This window comes from Enterobacter sp. ECC_219_Taxon_10 (genome assembly GCF_058354905.1).
The window spans coordinates 3,771,221-3,794,017 of record NZ_CM178005.1 but is presented as its reverse complement, the minus strand read 5'-3'; the positions used below and the strand labels follow the sequence as shown (position 1 = coordinate 3,794,017).

The window sequence follows — 22,797 nt, the reverse complement described above, 5'->3', positions numbered from 1 at the left end:
TTTGACAGGCGGGAGGTCAAATTGATCCCGGACGTATCTCAGGCGCTGGCCTGGCTGGAAAACCACCCTCAGGCTCTGAAGGGTATTCAGCGTGGTCTTGAGCGTGAAACGCTGCGCGTTAACGCGGACGGTAGCTTAGCGACGACGGGTCACCCGAAGGCGTTAGGCTCGGCGCTGACACATAAATGGATCACAACCGATTTCGCTGAAGCGCTGCTGGAGTTCATTACGCCGGTGGACGGCGATATCGATCATATGCTGACGATCCTGCGCGATATCCATCGCTACACCGCGCGCAATCTTGGCGATGAGCGCATGTGGCCGCTCAGCATGCCGTGCTATATCGAGCAGGGCCAGGAGATTGAGCTGGCGCAGTACGGCACGTCAAACATTGGCCGGCTGAAAACGCTCTATCGCGAAGGTCTGAAAAATCGCTACGGCGCACTCATGCAGACTATCTCTGGCGTGCACTACAATTTCTCTTTGCCGATGGCGTTTTGGCAGGCGAAGGGGGGAGAAACGGATAAAGAAGCGATCTCCGCCGGTTATTTCCGTCTGATCCGCAACTATTACCGTTTCGGCTGGGTGATTCCGTATCTGTTTGGCGCGTCGCCCGCCATTTGCTCATCGTTCCTGCAGGGGAAACCGACCACGCTGCCGTTCGAAAAGACGGAGTGCGGAATGTACTATCTCCCGTACGCGACTTCTCTGCGCATGAGCGATCTGGGCTATACCAATAAATCGCAAAGCAATCTCGGTATTACGTTTAACGAATTGCACGAATATGTGGCAGGATTGAAGCGGGCGATCAAAACCCCGTCGGAAGAGTACGCGAAAATCGGCCTCGAAAAAGACGGAAAGCGCCTGCAAATCAACAGTAACGTATTGCAGATTGAAAACGAACTGTATGCGCCAATTCGTCCGAAGCGTGTGACGCGCAGCGGAGAAACGCCGTCGGATGCGCTGCAGCGCGGCGGCATTGAATACATTGAAGTGCGCTCGCTGGACATCAACCCGTTCTCACCGATTGGCGTTGACGAGCAGCAGGTTCGCTTCCTGGATCTGTTTATGGTCTGGTGCGCGCTGGCGGATGCGCCGGAAATGAGTTCAGACGAATTGCTTTGTACGCGCACGAACTGGAACCGCGTGATTCTGGAAGGGCGCAAGCCTGGCCTGACGTTAGGCATTGGCTGCGAAACGGCGCAGTTCCCGCTGGCTAAGGTGGGTAAAGATCTGTTCCACGACCTGAAGCGTGTTGCCCGGACAATGGACAGCATCGACGGCGGCAACGCGTATCAACAGATCTGCGACCAACTGGTGGAAAGTTTTGATAATCCGGAACTGACGTTCTCTGCGCGCATTCTGCGTTCTATGATTGATCAGGGCATTGGCGGCACGGGGCGTTCACTCTCAGCGGAGTACCGTGAGATGCTGATGCAGGAGCCGTTAGAAGTGCTGAGCGAAGCGGATTTTGTCGCGGAACGCGAGGCGTCCGTTGTGCGTCAGAAAGAGGTTGAAGCGGCGGATACCGAGTCGTTTGAGGCGTTTCTGGCGAAGCAGGCTTAAGCAGAAAAGAAAAAGGCCACATCGCTGTGGCCAAAATATACATCTCTGAATTCAGGGATGATGATAACAAATGCGCGTCTTTCATATACTCAGACGCGCGTTCTGTAGAAGAGTTCAGTTTATTTTAAAAAAAATCACTATCGGAGGTGACGTATGCCGTTATTAGATAGCTTTACTGTCGACCATACCCGTATGGAAGCACCTGCAGTCCGCGTGGCGAAGACCATGCACACCCCGCACGGCGACACGATCACCGTCTTCGATCTGCGCTTCTGCGTGCCGAATAAAGAAGTGATGCCGGAGAAAGGCATTCACACTCTGGAACACCTGTTTGCCGGTTTCATGCGTGACCACCTGAACGGCAACGGCGTTGAGATCATCGACATCTCTCCGATGGGCTGCCGTACCGGCTTTTACATGAGCCTGATTGGTCAGCCGGAAGAGAAACGCGTCGCCGATGCGTGGAAAGCGGCCATGGAAGACGTGCTGAAAGTGAAAGAGCAGAACCAGATCCCTGAGCTGAACGTTTACCAGTGCGGAACTTACCAGATGCACTCTCTGGAAGAAGCGCAGGACATCGCCCGTCACATCATCGAGCGTGACGTTCGCGTGAACAGCAACGAAGAGCTGGCCCTGCCAAAAGAAAAACTGCAGGAGCTGCACATCTAGTGCACCTTTTCCCTCTCCCACCGGGAGAGGGTAGGGTGAGGGTGGTTTAACCCCATGACCACAACCTCTACGTTCTCCTTTACCCATCGTCCCCTCGTTCCGTTTGCCCATGATTACGTTCACGGCGACAGCGAGCCGTGGCACGAGCACGACTGCGCGCAGCTGCTGCACAGCCTTACGGGCGTCGTGCGGGTCGATACGGCATCAGGCAGTTGGGTTGTTCCTCCCGGGCGCGGCGTCTGGCTACCGGCGGGAACACAGCACTCGCTTCGCATCACCGGCAACGTTGCAGCGCGAACGCTGTTTGTCGATCCGCTGGCGCGGGCCGATCTCCCGGCCACCTGCCAGATCGTGCAGATCGCGCCGCTGTTGCGCGAGCTTATCCTCGTCTCCCTTACTTTACCTGAATCGTACTCACCGGGAAGCCGGGATGAGCGCGTCTATGAGCTCATTCTGGATGAAATTCGCACTATGCCGGTGCTGCCGTTTCACCTGCCGGAGCCGGAAAGTGAGGCGTTACGCCAGCTGTGTCGGCAGGTCCGTCAGGCACCAGGTGAAAGCTGGAGCGGTCAACAGAGCGCGAGCCTGCTCGGCATGAGCGAGCGCACCCTGAACCGCCATTTTCAGCAGCAGACGGGGTTAAGCTACGGCGAGTGGTTGAGAAGGGCGCGTCTGCTGGAAGCCTTAGTGCGGCTGGCGCAGGGCCAGCCGGTATTACGCGTGGCGCTGGATCTGGGATATGGCAGCCACAGCGCCTTTACGGCAATGTTCCGCCGGGTGATGGGCCTTTCACCCAGCGATTACTTTAAGAACGACTAACCGCGTTAAACAGAGCCTGAAGCGACGCGCGCGCCACGTCGCTGTCAATGCCCACGCCCCAGCTGCTGGTGCCGTCCTGGAACAGGCAGCGAATATAGGCCACCGAGCGGCTGTCGCTGCGTTCGCCCAGCGTATGCTCGTGATAATCCTTAATCACAAACGGCGCGTTGACCCAGCGGCTTAAACCCTGAGCGGCAGCGGAGAGCAGCCCGTTACCCTGACCCTCCAGCTGACGGGTTCCCCCCTGCGTGACGACGCTTGCCGTCAGCCGCAGCTGGCCATCCTGCTGGCCGTCACTGCGGTAGGATTGCAGCGCAAACTGCGGCGTGGTCACCAGCCCGTAGCGGGTGCGGAACAGCTGCCAAAGCGCGTTCTGCGTCATCTCTTTTCCGTGGCGGTCGGTTTCCTGCTGCACGTGCTGGCTGAAATCCTGCTGCAGGGCGCGGGGCAGTTTCAGCCCATGATTTTGCTCGATAAGCCACGCGCTGCCGCTTTTTCCTGACTGGCTGTTCACGCGGATCACCGCTTCGTAGGTGCAGCCGATATCCTGTGGATCAACGGGCAGATAGGGCATCTCCCAGCGATCGCCAGGCCTGCGGGCATCAAAGCCTTTCTTGATGGCATCCTGGTGCGAACCGGAGAAGGCAGTATAGGCCAGCCGTCCTGCCCACGGATGGCGCGGGTGCACCGGCAGCTGATTGCAGGTTTCCACCGTTTCCACCACCCGGTTCATGTCGCTGAAATCCAGATTCGGGCTAATGCCCTGGCTGTAGAGGTTCATCGCCAGCGTCACCAGACAGACGTTACCCGTGCGTTCACCGTTGCCGAACAGACAGCCCTCCACGCGGTCCGCGCCCGCCATTACGGCCAGCTCGGCGCTGGCAACGCCGGTACCTCGGTCGTTATGCGGATGCACGCTAATGCAGACGTCGCGGCGGCGGCTGAAGTGGCGACAGAAATACTCAATTTGGTCGGCATAGACGTTTGGCGTGCTGACCTCGACGGTGGCGGGTAAGTTGATAATCATCGGACGCGCATCGCACGGCTGCCAGATCTCCGCCACGGCTTCACAAATCTCCAGCGCAAACTCCGGCTCGGTAAAGCAGAAGGTTTCCGGGGAGTACTCGTACTGCCAGCAGGTATCCGGGTTCTCTTCGCACAGCTGGCGGATAAGGCGCGTGGCGCGCGTGGCCAGCTCGACGATCTGCGCTTTCTCCATGCCGAATACCAGGCGGCGGAACAGCGGGGCGGTGGCGTTATACAGGTGGATGGTCGCCTGCTTCGCGCCACGCAGGGATTCGAAAGTGCGATGAATGAGATCTTCCCGCGCCTGAGTTAACACCTGAATCGTGACGTCATCCGGGATGCGGTTCTCTTCGATCAGCTGGCGCACAAAGTTGAAGTCGGTCTGCGAGGCGGACGGGAAGGCCACCTCTATTTCTTTAAACCCGCAACCCAGCAGCAGGTCCCAGAACTGCAGCTTGCGCGCGCTGTCCATCGGCTCGGCAAGCGCCTGGTTGCCGTCGCGTAAGTCGGTCGAGAGCCAGCGCGGCGCGCGGGTGATGCGTTGCTCCGGCCAGCGACGGTCGGGCAATGAAACGGTGGGATAGGGTTGGTATTTGTCGGCGGGTGTGTTCAGCATGATGCGCTCCTGTTGTCTTTTCACTATCGTGAATTGATTTCAGGAGCGCTGCTTTATCGAAACTGACAATCGCTGTCGCGTTCTGGACAACGCGAATTAGTGCGCGCCACCGCCGCCGCTACCGGCGCCAAACGGCGGTTTAGCAAACCACACCAGCCCCAGCAGGACGATGAAGATCCCCGCCGATATCCAGAAAATCTCGTTCGCCGAGATAATCAGCCCCTGGTTAGTGATCTGCTGGGCAATCCAGCCGGAGGCCTGCTGCTCCGTCATCCCCATCCCCTCAAGCTGGCTGTACATCTGCTGAGCGTTAGGGTTGAACGGGTTCACCGCTTCGGTCAGCTGGGCATGGTGCATCGATTCACGGTTGGTCCACAGCGTGGTGGTGATTGACGTCCCGATAGAGCCCGCCAGCGTACGGGTGAAGTTCGACAGGCTCGATGCTGCCGCCATGCGCTCGGGCGGCAAGCCGGAGAGCGTAATGGTGGTCAGCGGCATAAAGAAGCACGCCACGGCAAAGCCCTGAATGAACTGCGGCCACGCGGAGGCGCCAAAGTCCATTCCCGGTTCGAACGTATACGCGCGCCAGTAGAAGCACACGGCGTACATAATGAAGCTGAACGTCACCAGCCTGCGCATGTCGAGCTTATGGGCAAAGCGGCCAATAATCGGCGACAGCAGAACCGGTATTAACCCGACAGGTGCAGACGCCAGCCCTGCCCAGGTCGCGGTATAACCGTACACCTCCTGCAGTAGCTGCGGCAGCAGAACAATCGCGCCGAAGTAGAGCATATAGGCGAGGCTGATACACAGACAGCCGATGGTGAAGTTTCGCGATTTGAAGAGCGAGAGATCGACTATCGGGTTATCGTCCGTCAGCTCCCAGACAATCAGGAAGCTAATGGCGACCACGGCGACCACCGTCAGCACGATGATTTCCGTAGAGGCAAACCAGTCCAGCTCTTTACCGCGGTCGAGCATGATCTGCAGGCTACCGATGCCGACAACCAGCAGCGCCAGCCCGATGCCGTCAATGCGCCGCTGTTCGGTCCGCGTTTCGCGACCGCGCAGAGACTGCAGCGTCATCAGCACCACCAGCGCACCGATGGGCACGTTGATGAAGAAGATCCAGCCCCAGTGGTAGTTATCGCTGATATAGCCGCCGAGGATAGGCCCGCAAATCGGCGCGACAATCACGGTCATCGACCACAGCGCCAGCGCGATGGAGCGTTTGGCAGGCGGATAGTTGTTCAGCAGCAAACTCTGGGACAGCGGGATCAGTGGCCCGGCGACAATCCCCTGAATGACGCGGAAGAAGATCAGCATCGTCAGGCTGCTGGACATGCCGCACGCCCAGGAGGCCAGCACGAACAGGATTGTCGACCAGAGGAACAGCTTCACCTCACCGACGCGCTTCGCCAGCCAGCCGGTGATCGGAATGGAGATGGCGTTTGCCACCCCAAACGAGGTAATGACCCAGGTCCCCTGGCTCAGCGACGAGCCAAGGTTACCGGCGATCGTTGGGATCGCCACGTTTGCGATGGTGGAGTCCAGCACCTGCATGAATGTCGCCAGCGACAGCGCGATGGTCATAATGACCAGCTGCGCGCCTTCCAGCGGTTTTTGCGGCTTTTGCTGTTGCATAACGCTCACCTTCGGATTAACCGGCGTTTGCCTTCACGATGTCATCGATCAGCTTGTTGACCGGATCGAGGCTAATTTCACGGGCGTTACTTTCATAAGCCGGCGTGCTTCGCACCTGGCTTGCGAGGATTTGACCGTCGCGGTTGGCGGTATCGACCGTCACAAGCGTTGAGAGGCCGATACGCAGCGGGTGATCCGCCAGCTGTTTGGCATCCAGTTCGATACGCACGGGCAGACGCTGAACCACTTTGATCCAGTTACCGGTGGCGTTCTGCGCAGGCAGCAGGGAGAAGGCGCTGCCGGTCCCCATATCCAGGCCAACCACTTTCCCGGTGTACTTCACGTCATCGCCGTAGATGTCGCTGACGACCGTCGCGGTCTGGCCGATACGCATATGGGCAAGCTGCGTCTCTTTAAAGTTAGCGTCTACCCACAGGTTGTCTGCCGGCACGACCGCCATCAGCGGCGTGGTTGGGCTAATCTGCGCTCCTGGCTGAACGGAACGGCGGGAGACGTAACCGGTCATCGGGCTGACGATTTTAGTACGCTGCAGGGCAAGCCACGCGTTGCGCACTTCGGTCGCTGCCTGCTGCACGGCGGGCTGGTTTTCCAGGCTGGTGCCGAGCACCATCGCCTGGTTGGCGTTGTACTGCTGAATGGCCACGTCAAGCTGTGCCTGAGCGCTGGCAACCGCGTCGCGCGCGTGCTGCAGCTCTTCACGGCCAATCAGGTTGGCGGTGCCGAGCGGAACGCGGCGGTTCAGGTCGCTCTGGGCCTGCGCCAGCGCGGTTTTCTGCACGTCGATGTTGGCCTGCAGCTGCTTACTGTTGATCATCAGCTGGCGGGTCTGACGGACGCTGGAGGCCAGCGCGGTCTGGGCTTTCTCAAAGGCCTGCTGGGCATCGGTTGGATCGAGGGTCACCAACACATCGCCTTTTTGCACAAAGTCGGTATTGTCAGCCCAGACTTTCGTCACGCTGCCCGACACCTGCGCCATAATCTGTACCTGGTTCCCTGCCACGTATGCGTCGTCAGTCTCTTCTGCATGACGCAATACTAAAAACCAATAGATCCCATATGCCACGGCAATAATAATAAAGAGCAAGGTCAACAGAAGAAGGGCACTTTTACGTTTGCCTTTCTTGTTGGCCGGTTGCTGCGGGGTAGTGCTCTCCGCATTTGCGCTCATTGTTGTTCTCCACGATCTTCTTATTTTCACATCGGCTGAGCCGACCTGTTGTCAGAAAGGCCAGCAGTGTGACGTGCTGGCCTGTCGGTTTTCTTTTATAAATCTGGATTGTTGAGCGTGTCGTCGCGTTAGCGCAGCGCCTCAAGAACTGCGCCTTCTTCATCCATCTGGTCCAGACGGGTGAGCAGCTTGCGAGTGATGTGCTCAAGCTGGTCGCGCTCGGCGGTGCTGAGGGCAGACCAGAGTTTGTGCAGGCAATTGTGCTGAGGTGGCAGCACCTCACGCAGGAACTGGTGACCTTTATCGGTCAATTGCAGATGCAGGCAGCGGCGATCGTTATCGCTTTCACGGCGCTCAATCCAGCCGCGCTTTTCCAGTTCATCAGCAATACGGGTCGCATTGGTACGGGACGATCCCAGCGCGCAGCTCAGCTCAGAAGGCTGAATACTGTGGTTTTCCTGAGACTCCAGCGTAATCAACGCCATAAACAACGTCTCGTTAATCCCTTGAGCTTTCAGCATTTTATTACGATTTTCCAGCAGCTTACCCTGCATGTGCATGCACAGGCGGGTCAGCAGGATCTCCTGATACGGGAAGTCCTCATGACGACTGGCGCGGAATTTAAGCATTTGTTCAATGGGCGTAAACGAACTATCCATTTTGGGCATAACCTCATTAATTACAGCCGATATAGTAACGATGGTGACAAATAATGTAAATGGATTATTTGTGCGGTTATATCCGCCAAATGAATGCCACCATCAGAAAGCGCCGGGTAAGTCCGTGACCCGGTGAGCACAGAAAGCGTAGGGTATGAACCCGCTGAAGAGAGGATGTGAGGACGGGGGTCTGAACTATTCATGCCAATTGTAGATATGTCACCCACATTAAAATTTCTGGGATAAATGATTACGTTTACATTAACAGACTGCCGGGCCCCTTTACACCCTAAGAGGCCCAAAGCAATGTAAAACTTAGTGAATTGCTTCCTGACGATGGTAGCCGCGCCACCACACAACAAGGTTAAGCGCGGCGACGATTGCGCCAATTCCGCACACACCTGACCAGCCGGCGTGCTGCCATGCCGACGCCGAAATTAACGAACCTGCTGCCCCACCAATGAAGTAGCTGGTCATGTATCCGGCCGTGAGGCGGTTACGCGCCTCGGGCTTCACGCGGTAAATCACGGTCTGGTTGGTGATATGCACACCCTGTACGGTGAGATCCAGCACCAGAATACCGACGATCAGCGCCAGCACCGAGACGTGTCCATACCAGATAGCCGCCCAGGAGAGCAGGAGCAAAACCAGTCCGGCGGTCGTGGTGATATGCGATTTGCCTTTGTCGGCCAGCCCGCCTGCCGGGCGCGCGCCCAATGCACCGGCGGCACCGGCCAGGCCGAACAGACCAATCACCCCTTCTGAATAGTTAAACGGCGGTGCGGCGAGCAGAAATGCCATCGACGTCCAGAGAATGCTGAAGTTAGCGAAGGTTAGACACCCCAGCAGAGCGCGGGTGCGCAGCAGTTTATCCTGCGTGAACAGGCTAAACACGGAGGCCAGAAGCTGCGGGTAATTCAGGTGGTTCTCCTGCTTCACCTTCGGCAGCCCGCGCCACAGCGCCAGCGCCATCACCACCATCAATACGCTCGCCACCCAGTAAACGGTGCGCCAGCCGCCGAGGCTTGCCAGCAGCCCGGCAACGGTACGCGCCAGCAGGATCCCGAGCAGCAGGCCGCTCATAATGGTACCCACCACCTTGCCGCGTTTTTCCGGGGAGGCAAGGGTTGCCGCGAGGGGCACCAGAATTTGCGCGACGACGGAAAACAGTCCCGTTAGCGCGGTGCCGACAATCATCATCGTCAGCGACTGGCTGCTGGCGGTGATCAGCATGCCGCCTGCGGCCAGAAGCGTCATCGAAACAATCAGCATCCGGCGTTCAAACATATCTCCGAGCGGCACCAGGAACAGCAGCCCGGCGGCGTAGCCAAGCTGTGCGGCGGTGACGATAAAGCCTGCCGAGCTGGCGGAAAGGTCAAACGCGCGGGCGATAGTATCGAGCAGAGGCTGCGCGTAATAGTTGCTGGCGACTGCCAGACCCGTTGCCACGGACATCAAAAGGATGAGTGCGGGACTAAGCCCCTGAGTTGTTTTCGTCATTGGTTTCAGGAATCGTTAGTTAAGTGATTATTTTTCCGGAAACTATAATAACCAATGATTGTGAATGTTGGGGGATTGTTATGTGTGTGTTTGTGCGGTTTGGGTTGGGTGCGGTTTGAGCCCCTCACCCCGGCCCTCTCCCCGAAGGGGAGAGGGTGTATAAAGTCCCCTCTCCCCTTCGGGGAGAGGGTTAGGGTGAGGGGTGTTGTTTTTACTTCTGCGCTTCAAGCGCCTCTTTCACCCAGCCGTCAAACTGCTGCTGGTGAGCTTTGATCCAGCCGTCCACGTGGCCTTTCACATCCGCCTCAGAGGATTTGCCCGCGTGCATCATCGCATTCTGGGCGTTGATGTCCGCCAGCGGGAGCTTCATCACCGAGAACAGCTTCGCCGCCGCCGGGTTTTTCTCCGCCCAGGCTTTATTAGCCACGATATGCATGGTGTTCACCGGGAAGCCGTAGTTCATGCCGTTCGGCAGTTTGGTGTCGATATCTTTCTGCTCGCCCGGCAGGGAGGAGAACGGTACCTGCAGCCACACCACGTCTTTACCCGGCTTCAGCACGTCGCTCACCCAGTACGGTGTCCAGGTGTAGTAGATCACCGGTTTCCCCTCTTTAAAGCGGGCAATGGTGTCGGCCATCATCGCTGAATAGTTGCCGTGGCTCACGTCGACGGTTTTCGCCAGATCGAACGCTTTGTTCTGGTGGTTAATCACCGCTTCACAGCCCCAGCCCGGCGAGCAGCCCATCATGTCGGCCTTGCCGTCACCGTTGGTGTCGAACAGCCTGGCGATCTTCGGATCTTTCAGCTGTTCAATATTGGTGATGTGATACTTATCCGCGGTTTTCTTGTCGATCAGATAACCCTGAGCCGCACCCGTCACGAAGGTGCCTTCGCGATAGAATTTCTTGTCGCCACCGGCGGCAGCATACATGTCGTCGTGCAACGGCTGCCAGTTCACCGCGGTAAAGGTGGCGTCACCGGAGGCAATCGAGGTGTAGCCCACGTTGTAATCCACTTCGCTCGGCGTATTGACCGTATAGCCCAGCTTCTCCAGCGCGCGGCTGACGATCAGGGTCTGGAAGCTCTCTTCCGAAATGGTGCTCTGCACCGGCTGCACGGTAATGCCTTTACCCGGCAGGTCAGCGGCAAACGCGCTGGTGGAGACAAGGGTGGCAAACGCTGTAGCAAAAAGTACGCTCTGTCGCATCGTTGTTCCTTATTTTGTAAATGGGCGGGTCAGTAACCCGACGGGGCCGGTGGTATACCAGCGACGGTTGCCGCGACTGCGTGAATCACGACCGACGGCCTGAGTCAGGCGATCGAGAATAATGGCGAGGATCACAATCCCGACGCCGCCAACGGTGGCCAGCCCCATGTCGAGACGGCCAATGCCGCGCAGCACCATCTGGCCCAGTCCGCCAACGGCGATCATCGAGGCGATCACCACCATCGACAGGGCCAGCATCAGCGTCTGGTTAACGCCTGCCATGATGGTCGGCATCGCCAGCGGGAGCTGAACCTTAAACAGCATCTGGCGCGGGCTGGCACCGAACGAGCGTGAGGCCTCAATCAGGTCCGCAGGCACCTGGTTAATCCCCAGGATGGTCAGACGAATAATCGGCGGCAGGGCGAAGATAATGGTCACCACCACGCCCGGCACGTTACCGATGCCGAACAGCATCACGATAGGCACCAGATAGACGAACGCCGGCGTGGTCTGCATTGCATCCAGCAGCGGACGAATAATCTTCGCGGCCCGCGGGCTGCGCGCCAGCCAGATCCCCATCGGTAGCCCGATGACGATGCAGAAGAGCAGGGCGGTCAGCACCAGCGCCAGCGTGATCATTGCCTGCGACCACGCGCCAATCGCGCCGATGGCAATCAGCGAAATCAGCGTGGCGATGCCCATCCCCGCGCTGCCGAACTGCCAGGCAATCAGGGAGAACAGGATAATGGCCACCGGCGCAGGCATGCCCAGCATCAGCTGCTGGAAGCCGTTCAGGATGTAATCCACCGGGACGCGGATCCCCTGGAACACCGGACGGAAGTGCGTGACCACCCAGTCGATCCCCTCCGTGACCCAGCTGTCCAGCGGGATCAGGGTTTTATGGAACGGATCCATGATGTTGAAGTGTTCTGGCGCAGGCGCGGGCGCGCTGTTCAGCCAGTCTGCCGCGCCGCCGCCGTCGGCAGGTGCAGGCGTGGAGCCCCATGCGTCGGCGGATTGCGCAGCGCTGTCCGCTGCCTCTGTGGTGCCCCACGGGTTAGTTTGATCGGTCATTGTTTGCCCCCTCGCGATCTAAAGCCTGCAGCAGCATCCGTTTGGAGATGATGCCGACGTACTGTTGTTCCTCACCCACGACCGGCACGGCGCACGGCGCCTGGCCCACGTGAGAGAGCAACTCGCTGAGCGGCGTTTCGGCGTCCACGGCAAGCGGAGCGTCAATTAACGCCGCATCGATCCCCTGATTTTCGCTAAGCGCGGTTTTCAGAGAGTCGATGGAGACAACGCCGACAAATTTATTGCCGCGTTCAACCAGATACCCGTATTCACGGTCTTCGTCCTGCAGCAGCTTAAGGGCGGAGCGCGGGCCGAAGCCTGGCGTTTTACGGATAATGCCGTTCGGCGTTCGGCGCGCAATATCTTTAGCGCTAAATACCTGGCTGATATCCACGCCGCGGAAGAAGGTTCGCACGTAATCATTCGCCGGATTATTCAGAATTTCATCCGGCGTGCCGACCTGCACCACCTCTCCGTTTTGCATAATGGCAATTCGGTCGCCAATACGCATGGCTTCGTCTAAATCGTGGGAAATAAAGACAATAGTTCGCTGATGTCTGGCCTGTAATTTTACCAGCTCATCCTGCATCTCGGTGCGAATTAACGGATCGAGGGCTGAGAAGGCTTCATCCATTAATAATATGTCTGGATTAATGGCCAACGCACGGGCTAATCCCACGCGCTGACGCATACCGCCGGAAAGTTCATCCGGATACGCGTGAGCATAATTCTCAAGCCCCACCTGGCGCAGGGCATCAAGGGCTTTTTCCTGACGTTCCTGAGCGGGCGTGCCGGCTAATTCCATGCCAAAGGCGGTATTATCCAGCACCGTCATGTGCGGCATCAGCGCGAATGACTGAAACACCATTGCGATCTTCTTTCTGCGCACCTCGCGAAGCTCGGCGTCTGATATTCTGGCGATATCCACACCGTCAATCAGCACCTGCCCGCGGGTGGGTTCAATCAGGCGATTGAGAAGGCGAACCATAGTGGATTTACCCGAACCGGATAACCCCATGATGACAAAAATCTCGCCTTCTTCAATGGCCAGACTGGCGTCTTTAACGCCAAGCGATAGCCCGGTTTTTTCCAGAATTTGCTCTTTCGAAAGGCCTTTCTCAATATATTTGAATGCGCGCTGCGGGTGCTCGCCAAATACTTTATAAAGATTTTTCACTTCTAATTTAATTGCCATGCAATAGAGAGTGTCCTGTTATTTGTTTATGTCGATATGATTACCATGGTAAATTGTTAACGGGCATAACCCTAACATACTCAGAATCTGAGACAACCCTGGGTTTGCTTATGACGTGAATTTTCAGGTAAGCGAAGCGGCTGAATTTCCCATGAATAAAGGGCTGAGGGCAGTTTGAATTTTTCTCATTTTTTTTGCTGCGGCATCAGGAAATTTCGCCTGAATCGGTGTGATTCAGGCGAATATGACGCGGAAATTACAGTGTAGTTGTTTTGTAAATATTAGAGAGAGAATTGTTGGGTTTATATTAAATTAACGAACGTTAGCGTTCATTAAAAATCCCAGTCTTCATCCTCGGTTTCCACCGCCTTGCCCATCACATACGATGAGCCGGATCCCGAGAAGAAATCGTGGTTTTCGTCGGCATTCGGCGACAGCGCCGCCAGGATCGCCGGGTTCACCTCCGCCATCTCCGGCGGGAACAGCGCGTCGTAACCAAGGTTCATCAGCGCTTTGTTCGCGTTGTAGCAGAGAAACGCTTTTACGTCCTCTTCCCAGCCCGTTCCGGCGTACAATTCTTCGGTATAGCTCAGTTCGTTGTCGTACAGATCCATCAGCAAATCGAGCGCAAAACCTTTGAGCTCCTCGCGTTTCTCCGGACTGACTTTCTCCAGCCCTTTCTGGTATTTATAGCCGATGTAATACCCGTGAACCGCCTCGTCACGAATGATGAGCCGAATCAAATCGGCGGTGTTGGTGAGCTTGCCCCGGCTCGACCAGTACATGGGCAGCCAGAAGCCGGAATAGAAGAGGAAGGATTCCAGGAACACGCTGGCGATCTTCTTCTTCAGCGGCTCGTCGGCGCGGTAATATTCCAGCACCAGCTCCGCCTTTCTCTGTAGTGACTCGCTCTCTTCGCTCCAGGCGTAGGCCGCGTCCACGTCTTTGGTCTGGCACAGGGTGGAGAAAATCGAGCTGTAGGAGCGGGCATGTACCGCTTCCATAAAGCTGATGTTCGACATCACCGCCTCTTCGTGCGGCGTCAGCGCGTCGCTCATCAATGCGGGGGCACCCACAGTATTCTGGATGGTGTCCAGCAGCGTCAGGCCGGTAAAGACGCGGATCGTCAGCTGCTGCTCGGCGTGGCTCAGCGTCTGCCAGGCCGGAATATCGTTTGAGAGCGGCACCTTTTCCGGCAGCCAGAAGTTGCTGGTCAGGCGGTTCCACACCTCCAGGTCTTTATCATCCTGGATTTTATTCCAGTTAACGGCACTCACGCGTGACAGTTTCATCCTTTCTCCTTACAGCGCGCAGGACACGCAGCCTTCGATTTCGGTGCCTTCCAGCGCAAGCTGGCGCAGGCGAATGTAGTAGAGCGTTTTGATGCCTTTCTTCCAGGCGTAGATCTGCGCTCTGTTGATATCCCGCGTGGTGGCGGTGTCCGGGAAAAAGAGCGTCAGCGACAGCCCCTGATCCACGTGCTTTGTCGCCTCCGCGTAGGTATCGATGATTTTTTCCGGGCCGATCTCATACGCATCCTGGTAAAGCGCCAGGTTCTCGTTGGTCATAAACGGGGCAGGGTAGTAAACGCGTCCGGTTTTGCCTTCCTTACGAATTTCAATTTTCGACACGATCGGGTGAATGCTCGACGTGGCGTGGTTGATGTAGGAAATCGAACCGGTTGGCGGCACGGCCTGCAGGTTCTGGTTGTAGATGCCGTAGCGCATCACGTCGTCGCGCAGCTGCTGCCACATCTCGCGCGTTGGCAGGGTAATCCCCGCGCGGGCGAACAGTTCGCGCACTTTTTCGGTTTTTGGCTGCCAGTCGCCTTCCAGATACTGGCTGAAATATTCCCCGCTGGCGTAGCGGGATTGCTCAAAGCCTGCGAACCGCTGGCTGCGCTCGCGCGCCAGCATCATCGAGGTGTGCAGCGCGTGCCAGGTGACGGTGTAGAAATAGAGGTTGGTGAAATCCAGCCCTTCCGGACTGCCGTAGGCGATACCTTCCCGCGCCAGATAACCGTGCAGGTTCATCTGCCCCAGGCCAATGGCATGCGATGCGGCGTTACCCGCCTCGATGGAGGGCACACTGCGAATGTGGCTCATGTCTGAGACCGCCGTCAGCCCGCGAATGGCGGTCTCCACCGTGCGGCCAAAATCCGGCGAATCCATGGTGTGAGCAATATTGAGCGACCCGAGATTGCAGGAGATATCTTTGCCGATCTCCGCGTAGTCCAGGTTCTCGTCGTAGGCGGAGGCGCTGTTGACCTGCAAGATCTCCGAGCACAGGTTGCTCATGTTGATACGCCCGGCGATCGGGTTCGCGCGGTTCACCGTGTCCTCAAACATGATGTACGGATAGCCGGACTCAAACTGAATTTCGGCCAGCGTCTGGAAGAAATCGCGGGCGTTGATGTATTTTTTACGAATGCGCTCGTCGGCCACCAGCTCGTCGTACAGCTCGCTGATGGCCACGTCGCCAAACGCTTTGCCGTAAATACGCTCAATATCATAGGGCGAGAAGAGCGCCATCTCGGCATTCTCTTTAGCCAGTTTAAAGGTAATATCCGGGATCACCACGCCGAGCGACAGGGTTTTGATGCGGATTTTTTCGTCGGCGTTTTCGCGTTTGGTATCGAGAAAACGCAGAATGTCCGGATGGTGCGCATGCAGGTAAACCGCCCCCGCGCCCTGACGCGCGCCAAGCTGGTTGGCATAGGAGAACGCGTCTTCCAGCATCTTCATCACCGGGATTACCCCGGAGGACTGGTTTTCGATGCGCTTGATCGGCGCGCCCGCTTCACGCAGGTTCGAGAGCAGAAACGCCACGCCGCCGCCGCGTTTGGAAAGCTGCAGCGCCGAGTTCACCGCGCGACCAATCGACTCCATATTGTCCTCGATGCGCAGCAGGAAGCAGGAGACCAGCTCGCCGCGCTGGGCTTTACCGCAGTTGAGAAAGGTCGGCGTGGCGGGCTGGAAGCGGCCGGAGAGGATCTCCTCCGTCAGCCTTTCAGCCAGCGCTTCGTCGCCCTGGGCCAGCGTCAGCGCCACCATCACGGTGCGATCTTCAAAGCTTTCCAGGTAGCGTTTGCCGTCGAAGGTTTTCAGGGTGTAGCTGGTGTAATACTTCCACGCGCCGAGAAAGGTCTGGAAACGAAAACCGCTGGCATGGGCGCGCTCAAACAGCTTCACCACGAAAGCGCGGTTATAGCGGGCCAGCACGCGCTCCTCGTAATAACCTTCGTTAACCAGATAGTCGAGACGTTCCTGCTGGCTGCCAAAAGCGACGCTGTTCGGACGGACGTGGGCCGCGAAAAAGGCCTCTACCGCCTCGCGATCTTTGCCAAACTGAATGCGCCCCTCCCGGTCATAGAGGTTAAGCATCGCGTTTAATGCGTGGTAGTCCGGCGTTGCCTGAATTACCCGTTCTGCGGTTGTCGTTGCCAAAATTCGTTCACTCCTTTACGCACGTTTTCTACGTCCTGCTGTGTCCCCATCAGTTCGAAACGATAGAGATACGGCACGCCGCATTTTTGAGAGATGACATCCCCGGCGCGGCCATACGCATCGCCGAAATTACGATTGCCCGCCGCGATCACGCCCCGAATCAGCTCCCGGTTATGAGGATCGTTCAGAAAGCGGATCACCTGGCGAGGCACCGCTCCCGCCGTACCGCCCCCGCCATAGCTGGGCACCACCAGAATGTAAGGTTCGTCTACCTGAATACGCTCCCGCTCGTTGAGAGGAATACGCACCGCAGGCAGCCCGAGGCGCTCAATAAAGCGGAGCGTGTTTTCCGAGCTGCTGGAAAAGAAGACCAGCCTGCTCATGTACGCGTGGCCTGAGCGCTCAGGCGGTTAATCATGTCCGGGCGAAAGCCAGACCAGCTGGTGTCACCGGCAACCACCACCGGAAGCTGACGAAATCCCTGCGCGCGCAGGGTATCGGCGGCCTCGGGCTGCTGGTCGATATTCACCATCTCAAACGCCACGCCGCGGCTCTCCATCGCCCGTTTGGTGGCGTGGCACTGAACACAGTCATTACGAGTGTAAATAATAATGCTCATGATTCGTATTTCCATTTAGAATAAGAAAAGGGCGCGAGTTAACGCGTCAGGTAGTGTGTGTCTTTCTAAAGGGAATACTAGATGTAGTTGAGATAATATTCAACCATACAAGATATGGGAAATTCAGATTGATGTTGCCCTGGTGATGAGCACAGCGGGGCAGGACTGGCTGTACGGGTTTTTCGGGTGTGAAGGCAAAGAAAAGCCCCGGCGCCAGAGGCTACCGGGGCGGATAAGTCAGACTTACTTACGCAGGCTGAGCAGGGCACCGACAAAGATGCCGACCGCCGCGACGGTTCCCAGCGTACAAAGTGGTTTTTCACGTACGAAGGTCGTAGCGCAACTTGCCATATCGCAGGCCGCCTGTGTGGCGCGTGAACGTCCGTTCATGCGGGCGCGGGTTTCACGGAGCAGAGACTGAGCCTTACGTTTTGCGGCATCCGCTTCGTCCTTCGCGTCAGTACCCCAGGACTTCAGCACCTCTTCCAGCGTGTCCGCTAATTGGCTGACATCATTACGAATATCCTGAGCGTCGTCGTTAATATCGTTTCGGTTCGGTCTGTTAAACATACGATCCTCCGTAATTTTGTGTTCCTGATGAGTTTAGTTCAGAAATTTAATATCTGAAGCGCATCACGCGTTATCCGGCAGTTTATGGACTATTCTGAAAGCCCTGCTAATGCTGAATACTGTAAGGTTGCCGGGCAGGAAAAGATAACGAGGAAAAGATATGTATTTACGACCTGACGAGGTGGCACGCGTTCTTGAAAAAGAGGGATTCACCATGGATGAGGTGACGCCAAAAGCGTATGGATATCGCCGAGGCGAGAATTATGTGTATGTTAATCGTGAAGCCAGGATGGGACGTACCGCACTCATTATTCACCCGACGCTGAAAGACAGAAGTCTGTCATTTGCTGAACCTGCCTCGGATATTAAAACCTGCGATCATTATCAGCAATTTCCGCTCTATTTAGGCGGTGAACGGCATGAGCATTATGGTATTCCGCACGGTTTCAGCTCGCGTATGGCGCTGGAGCGGTTTCTTAAGGGACTGTTTGGCGACGTACAGTAAATCTGCGACTGGCATTCGCCAGTCGCTTCACATTACGCTTTTACCTGGCTGTACTGGCTGACTTTGAACAGACGGCGGCAGTAGTCGAGAAAATAGCCGTATACCGCACCCATCAGCATTGATACCACGATATTCGAACTGACCGCTGCGGCGATCTGGTGCCAGTCCGCGCCCACCGTCAGCAAAATAGCCACGTAGACCGGAGACTGGAACGTGACGTACGCCAGTACGTCGGCAAGGTTTTTCATCCAGCCCGCCGGGCTGATACGACGCGAGAAGCGCATGACGGCATCGCGGTATAGCCCGTAAGGCCATGCGATAATAATATTGACCGGGATCGCCACCAGGCGAGAAGAAAGTGACTGCTCGAAGGTCATTCCGGAGAGGAATATTTCGATCAGCATGTTCACGACGGAACAGTAAACAACCATCGCGAAAGTATCCGCCACCGCGTGGCGCAGGCGAGATTGCGGCGAGAACATGTCTGAACTCCTTGAGAAGAACACGGTGGAAACGATTTTCCTGCAGCGGTTAGTGCTTTAGGTTGGTTTGTTTGAGGTGTATAGAGTATATCTCTGACTTTGAACTAACAACTAGTGATTAATTTTTATTTAATCACCTTTTGTCCACAAAATTCTCTAAAATTGTGTGATTTTTACTCTGTTCGTTATAATCTGTCTCGTTTGATAATTTTTACAATGTAATCAATCGGTTAGTTTTAATGTTTGTGCGGGTGAAAATCACCGTTATGGTAGCGGCGCAATATGCTGTGATTCGGATTAAAGTTGACCATTTATATGGATGCAGTGATTAGATTCGCTTCTGCCCTGACTACATCCTGTTCTAATATTAACAGCGTGATTTAGTTATATTTACAATTATGCCCATACGGTCCTTTGGGTAGATATTTCAACTCAAATGAATTATTCTGTCGGCGATTTATCTATTTACCCCAAAGAAAAGGTTTTCAAATAATATGTCTTTGACGTTACAGAATCTTAATAATATCCGAACCCTGCGCGCGATGGCGCGTGAATTATCCCTGGACGTTCTTGAGGAAATGCTGGAAAAGGTCAGGGTCGTTACTGAAGAGAAACGCAGCGAGCTGGCAGAATTAGAGCAGCAGCGTGCCGAGCAGCAGGAAAAAATTAATGCCCTGCTGGAGCTGATGAAAGCCGATGGTATTTCCCCCTCCGATCTGCTGGGTTCAGAACTGGCGCAGGCGGGTAAACCGGCTAAAAAGCGTAAACCGCGTGAAGCGAAATATCGCTTTATTGACCAGAACGGTGAAGAGAAAACGTGGACCGGCCAGGGCCGCACGCCGAAGCCTATTGCCAGCGCGCTGGCAGAGGGTAAATCACTGGATGATTTTCTGATCTAATACGTGGACCGGGCGGAACAAGCCGCCCGGTTGACTGTTCAGCAGACGCCGAAATCACCTTCCTCGGTATACGGCGCCAGCTCGGCCGCTTTCAGCGTATATTTTTCACCTTGTTCATTGCTGGCCTGTACCGCTACAACGCTTTCACCGTTCACTTCGAGCACCTTCAGTTTCGGGCCGCCTTTAAGCGGTTGCACATAATCACCGACAGAAAACATATAACCTCCTCATCGTTTTAGCGATCTTCACCTTAGCCCACGTCCGGCACCGGGTACAGCGTAATTCATTGATTACTGCTTATGGGGTACGACGGTTCCACGGCATTATCTTCAGCAGCCGCGCCATGCCACAAAAGCCCGTCACACCGGCGAAAAGCAACCCGGCGCCGACAAAACCGCTCAGCAGGAAAAAGCCGCTGGAGACGCTATAGCCCAGCACCACGCCGCAGAGGATCAGCAGTCCGGCGGCAATTTGTACCTGCCGCATCAGCGGAAGCGGCTGGGATTTATCTTCAACGGTCAGCAGCCCGGCCTGCTTCCAGCCCTGAATGCCCCCCTCAACCACGAAGGCCTGAGCCGGAGACGCTGCCTGTGCAAGGCGCGCAGCATTGTTTGATGTCCGTGCCCCGGACTGACAGTGAAAAATCACCGTTTCACCAGGGGATGCATTAAGCCCGCCGGGTAAAGAATCCAGCGGTATGGAGTGCGCTGCCGGAATATGCTCGCGGGCATACTCGTCGGGATCGCGAATATCAACCAGTTTTGCGCCTTCTTTAACAAGCGCGTTTGCCTGCTGAGGCGAAATAAGAGAAAGAGACATGGTGTTTCCTTACGGTCAATTTCTGAGTAGTAGAACATTTAAGGAAGGGCTTAAGCCAGTGTAAAGAGGGTAAAGGCAGGTAAAAGCGCGAGAGACGAATGGCGGTAACCCGTAAACTGGCTATGCTTAGAGAGTGTCTCTTTTTAATTTTCAATTGGTTAGCTTGCACGGAGTGATTATGGGTTTTTGGCGCGTTGTTTTTACGATTATTCTCCCGCCGCTGGGCGTGCTGCTTGGCAAGGGATTGGGCTGGGCGTTTATTCTGAACATCCTTCTGACCCTTCTGGGCTACTTCCCGGGTCTTATCCACGCGTTTTGGGTACAAACGAAAAACTAAGTGCGCCACAGTAAGTCACTGTAGATACCGGTCAATACGCCCTCCGGGCCAAACTGCTGTTTGATCCAGCGCGTCACCTGGCCGGTCGCTGCATGCTGCGTGGCGAGCAGCATGCGCGAATCCTGACGCGGGTTATTAATGCGCCGCGTGATGAGCAGCCCGTCTTCCACCGCCTCTCTTGCCATGTATTCCGGCAAAAAGCCAATCCCTTCCCCCAGAATCTGACACTGGCACTTGGTGTTGAAATCCGGCACCAGAATCGCCTCCTGGCCGTGCAGCAGCCAGCCGACCTTTTTGTTGATGGTATGCGCTGTATCTTCCACCATGATGTTGGGATACAGACGCAGCTGGCTCTCCGCTATCGGTTCGGGAACAAAGGCGAGGGGATGTTCCGGCGCGATGGCAAACACCCAGCGGATGGCGCCAATTTCGGTGTAATCAATCCCGCCGCCGTCCAGCAGGGTGTCCGGTGCGCCGATGGCAATGTTGGCCTGGTTGTTGATGATGGAATCCCAGACGCCGTTGTACACCTCGGTGGTGACGGTGATCTGACAGGTGGGAAACTGCTTTTTCAGTACCTGCAGCAGCCGCGCGGTATGGCGCGGCGTATACAAGAGCTGATTAATGCAGATACGCACCCGCGCCTCAATGCCCTGAGAGATGGTATCTATCCCGCGCTTGATGGCGTGAAAATCGTTCAGCAGGTCGGTGGCTTTACGGTAAAAGTAAAACCCGGATTCGGTCAGCTCGATGCTGCGCGTATTGCGCACAAACAGCACCACGTCCAGCCCGGTCTCCATGCGTTTGATGGTGTAACTGATGGCGGAGGTCGTCACGCCCAGCTCGGCGGCGGCTTTGCTGAAGCTGCCGAAGCGTGCCGCAGTGGTGAAGGCCAGCAGATTCTCTTCGGTAAAGATGGAATTCATATCACAGCATCCTCAGCCATCAGTTTTGAACATATTTTAACAGCGCCGTTACATCACATTTGAAGTGGGTCACAGTTCTGACTATTTACGCGGAGCCGCGTCATGCAAGGCTTTTACAACCATAAGGATAATGCTGTCTGAGACGATAAAAAGCGGTAAGCCATAAGAAAAAGGTTGCACAGACGCACGTTTTAGCCTGACTGTTGAATTTAACTCAATAATTAATTGCGTGTCGATGAATCATTTTTAAGCGGATTCTTTTGTGACCAGGCTGTTGCTATTCTCAGGTCATCAGAAGTGAAACATTGGGAGACTGAATATGTCTGCAAACGCACTCGTTACGGAATTTCTGCTGGCGGCAGAAGAGGGCAACATCGACGCGCTAAAAGCCTGCCTGGATAACGGCGTGGATATTAACGCCACCAACCGCCAGAAAAGAACCGCCATTATTATTGCCAGCCTGAAAAAGCATTACGCCTGTGTGGAATATTTAATTGCTGCCGGCGCGGATATTGATAAACAGGATCAGACCTGTTTTAACCCCTTCCTGATAAGCTGCCTGACCAATGATTTAACCCTGCTGCGCATTGTCCTTCCGGCGAATCCGGATCTTGACCGCCTGACGCGCTTCGGCGGCGTGGGCATTACCCCTGCCAGTGAAAAAGGCCACGTTGAAATCGTGCGCGAGCTGCTGGCAAAAACCGACATTAACGTCAACCACACCAATTTTGTCGGCTGGACGCCGCTGCTGGAAGCCATTGTGCTGAACGACGGTGGCGCAAAGCAGCAGGAGATTGTGAAGCTGCTGCTGGATCACGGCGCGAACCCGCACATGACCGATAAATACGGTAAAACCCCGCTCGAACTGGCGCGGGAAAAAGGCTTCGATGCAATAGCCGACCTGCTGCTGGCGGCAGGCGCATAACGCATTCGGCCAGCCACTTCAGGCTGGCCGTTAATTCAAAAAAGCATTTTTACCGACGTGCATTCTGCACGACGGCGGCCCCCTTTTATCCGTATTCAGGAGAAA

Annotated in this window: 24 protein-coding genes; 7 read left to right on the top strand and 17 right to left on the bottom strand. The window is 56.0% G+C overall.

Going from position 1 to position 22,797, the window contains the following annotated elements; translation table 11 throughout:
* Positions 1-21 precede the first annotated feature (21 nt).
* The 3 genes from gshA to AC4ICF_RS17920 all read left to right on the top strand — a co-directional run bounded on the left by gshA (position 22) and on the right by AC4ICF_RS17920 (position 3,054).
* Complete coding sequence (gshA, locus tag AC4ICF_RS17930; protein ID WP_316380162.1) at positions 22-1,566, top strand: glutamate--cysteine ligase; 1,545 nt, start codon at positions 22-24, stop codon at positions 1,564-1,566.
* A gap of 153 nt (positions 1,567-1,719) precedes the next feature.
* The gene (luxS, locus tag AC4ICF_RS17925; protein ID WP_014884972.1) at positions 1,720-2,235 is read left to right on the top strand and encodes an S-ribosylhomocysteine lyase; all 516 of its coding nucleotides are present in this window, start codon (positions 1,720-1,722) and stop codon (positions 2,233-2,235) included.
* A gap of 54 nt (positions 2,236-2,289) precedes the next feature.
* Positions 2,290-3,054, top strand: coding sequence for an AraC family transcriptional regulator (locus AC4ICF_RS17920; RefSeq protein WP_316380163.1), 765 nt, complete (start codon positions 2,290-2,292; stop codon positions 3,052-3,054).
* Here the strand turns inward: AC4ICF_RS17920 and leuA are convergent.
* The 13 genes from leuA to AC4ICF_RS17855 form a co-directional block, all read right to left on the bottom strand.
* Complete coding sequence (gene leuA, locus AC4ICF_RS17915) at positions 3,041-4,696, bottom strand: 2-isopropylmalate synthase (protein WP_316380164.1); 1,656 nt, start codon at positions 4,694-4,696, stop codon at positions 3,041-3,043. The two genes, AC4ICF_RS17920 and leuA, sit on opposite strands and share 14 nt — an antisense overlap.
* A gap of 96 nt (positions 4,697-4,792) precedes the next feature.
* Positions 4,793-6,340 (bottom strand): multidrug efflux MFS transporter permease subunit EmrB, encoded by a 1,548-nt coding sequence (emrB, locus tag AC4ICF_RS17910; protein ID WP_163330118.1) that lies wholly within the window; start codon positions 6,338-6,340, stop codon positions 4,793-4,795.
* Positions 6,341-6,356: 16 nt separating this feature from the next.
* On the bottom strand, positions 6,357-7,529 hold the full coding sequence (gene emrA / locus AC4ICF_RS17905) for a multidrug efflux MFS transporter periplasmic adaptor subunit EmrA (protein ID WP_061097297.1): 1,173 nt from the start codon (positions 7,527-7,529) through the stop codon (positions 6,357-6,359).
* Between the two features lie 128 nt (positions 7,530-7,657).
* Positions 7,658-8,188, bottom strand: a complete 531-nt coding sequence (mprA, locus tag AC4ICF_RS17900) for a transcriptional repressor MprA (RefSeq protein ID WP_061099626.1) — start codon at positions 8,186-8,188, stop codon at positions 7,658-7,660.
* Positions 8,189-8,503: 315 nt separating this feature from the next.
* Positions 8,504-9,688, bottom strand: a complete 1,185-nt coding sequence (locus AC4ICF_RS17895) for an MFS transporter (protein WP_163330119.1) — start codon at positions 9,686-9,688, stop codon at positions 8,504-8,506.
* A gap of 211 nt (positions 9,689-9,899) precedes the next feature.
* Positions 9,900-10,895 carry a glycine betaine/L-proline ABC transporter substrate-binding protein ProX gene (gene proX / locus AC4ICF_RS17890; RefSeq protein ID WP_139784221.1) on the bottom strand — a complete coding sequence of 332 codons (996 nt, stop codon included), beginning with the start codon at positions 10,893-10,895 and terminating at the stop codon, positions 9,900-9,902.
* Positions 10,896-10,904: 9 nt separating this feature from the next.
* Entirely contained in the window at positions 10,905-11,969 is a 1,065-nt protein-coding gene (proW, locus tag AC4ICF_RS17885) for a glycine betaine/L-proline ABC transporter permease ProW (protein ID WP_119916181.1), read from the bottom strand.
* Entirely contained in the window at positions 11,953-13,164 is a 1,212-nt protein-coding gene (gene proV / locus AC4ICF_RS17880) for a glycine betaine/L-proline ABC transporter ATP-binding protein ProV (RefSeq protein WP_163330120.1), read from the bottom strand. Before proV ends, proW begins: the two co-directional genes overlap by 17 nt.
* A 332-nt stretch (positions 13,165-13,496) precedes the next feature.
* Positions 13,497-14,456 carry a class 1b ribonucleoside-diphosphate reductase subunit beta gene (nrdF, locus tag AC4ICF_RS17875; protein WP_151412883.1) on the bottom strand — a complete coding sequence of 320 codons (960 nt, stop codon included), beginning with the start codon at positions 14,454-14,456 and terminating at the stop codon, positions 13,497-13,499.
* Positions 14,457-14,465: 9 nt separating this feature from the next.
* The gene (gene nrdE / locus AC4ICF_RS17870; RefSeq protein ID WP_316380165.1) at positions 14,466-16,610 is read right to left on the bottom strand and encodes a class 1b ribonucleoside-diphosphate reductase subunit alpha; all 2,145 of its coding nucleotides are present in this window, start codon (positions 16,608-16,610) and stop codon (positions 14,466-14,468) included.
* On the bottom strand, positions 16,583-16,993 hold the full coding sequence (nrdI, locus tag AC4ICF_RS17865) for a class Ib ribonucleoside-diphosphate reductase assembly flavoprotein NrdI (protein WP_116343825.1): 411 nt from the start codon (positions 16,991-16,993) through the stop codon (positions 16,583-16,585). Before nrdI ends, nrdE begins: the two co-directional genes overlap by 28 nt.
* Positions 16,990-17,229: a glutaredoxin-like protein NrdH gene (gene nrdH, locus AC4ICF_RS17860; RefSeq protein ID WP_316380166.1), complete on the bottom strand. Its 240-nt coding sequence runs from the start codon at positions 17,227-17,229 to the stop codon at positions 16,990-16,992. The genes nrdI and nrdH overlap by 4 nt, the downstream gene beginning before the upstream one ends.
* A gap of 243 nt (positions 17,230-17,472) precedes the next feature.
* On the bottom strand, positions 17,473-17,799 hold the full coding sequence (locus AC4ICF_RS17855; RefSeq protein WP_032642961.1) for an ElaB/YgaM/YqjD family protein: 327 nt from the start codon (positions 17,797-17,799) through the stop codon (positions 17,473-17,475).
* 160 nt (positions 17,800-17,959) lie between these two features.
* On the opposite strand from AC4ICF_RS17855, the gene AC4ICF_RS17850 reads away from it, so the two are divergent.
* Positions 17,960-18,304, top strand: coding sequence for a DUF2002 family protein (locus tag AC4ICF_RS17850; RefSeq protein WP_023308923.1), 345 nt, complete (start codon positions 17,960-17,962; stop codon positions 18,302-18,304).
* A 32-nt stretch (positions 18,305-18,336) separates the two neighbouring features.
* Here AC4ICF_RS17850 and alaE read toward each other — a convergent pair whose 3' ends face one another.
* Positions 18,337-18,786, bottom strand: a complete 450-nt coding sequence (alaE, locus tag AC4ICF_RS17845) for an L-alanine exporter AlaE (RefSeq protein WP_116343823.1) — start codon at positions 18,784-18,786, stop codon at positions 18,337-18,339.
* A gap of 494 nt (positions 18,787-19,280) precedes the next feature.
* Here alaE and stpA point away from each other — a divergent pair, with 494 nt between their 5' ends.
* On the top strand, positions 19,281-19,685 hold the full coding sequence (gene stpA, locus AC4ICF_RS17840; protein ID WP_116343822.1) for a DNA-binding protein StpA: 405 nt from the start codon (positions 19,281-19,283) through the stop codon (positions 19,683-19,685).
* A gap of 38 nt (positions 19,686-19,723) precedes the next feature.
* Here the strand turns inward: stpA and AC4ICF_RS17835 are convergent, their stop codons facing one another.
* Both AC4ICF_RS17835 and AC4ICF_RS17830 read right to left on the bottom strand, forming a co-directional pair.
* A complete protein-coding gene (locus tag AC4ICF_RS17835; RefSeq protein ID WP_116343821.1) occupies positions 19,724-19,903 on the bottom strand; it encodes a hypothetical protein in 180 nt (59 codons plus the stop codon).
* Between the two features lie 79 nt (positions 19,904-19,982).
* On the bottom strand, positions 19,983-20,504 hold the full coding sequence (locus AC4ICF_RS17830; protein ID WP_316380167.1) for a rhodanese family protein: 522 nt from the start codon (positions 20,502-20,504) through the stop codon (positions 19,983-19,985).
* Positions 20,505-20,682: 178 nt separating this feature from the next.
* Here AC4ICF_RS17830 and AC4ICF_RS17825 point away from each other — a divergent pair, with 178 nt between their 5' ends.
* Positions 20,683-20,841 (top strand): YqaE/Pmp3 family membrane protein, encoded by a 159-nt coding sequence (locus AC4ICF_RS17825; protein WP_116343819.1) that lies wholly within the window; start codon positions 20,683-20,685, stop codon positions 20,839-20,841.
* Here AC4ICF_RS17825 and AC4ICF_RS17820 read toward each other — a convergent pair.
* Positions 20,838-21,767 (bottom strand): LysR substrate-binding domain-containing protein, encoded by a 930-nt coding sequence (locus AC4ICF_RS17820; protein WP_061097308.1) that lies wholly within the window; start codon positions 21,765-21,767, stop codon positions 20,838-20,840. The genes AC4ICF_RS17825 and AC4ICF_RS17820 overlap by 4 nt on opposite strands.
* Positions 21,768-22,086: 319 nt before the next feature.
* Between AC4ICF_RS17820 and AC4ICF_RS17815 the strand changes: the two genes are divergently transcribed.
* Entirely contained in the window at positions 22,087-22,692 is a 606-nt protein-coding gene (locus AC4ICF_RS17815) for an ankyrin repeat domain-containing protein (RefSeq protein WP_166712155.1), read from the top strand.
* Positions 22,693-22,797 lie beyond the last annotated feature (105 nt).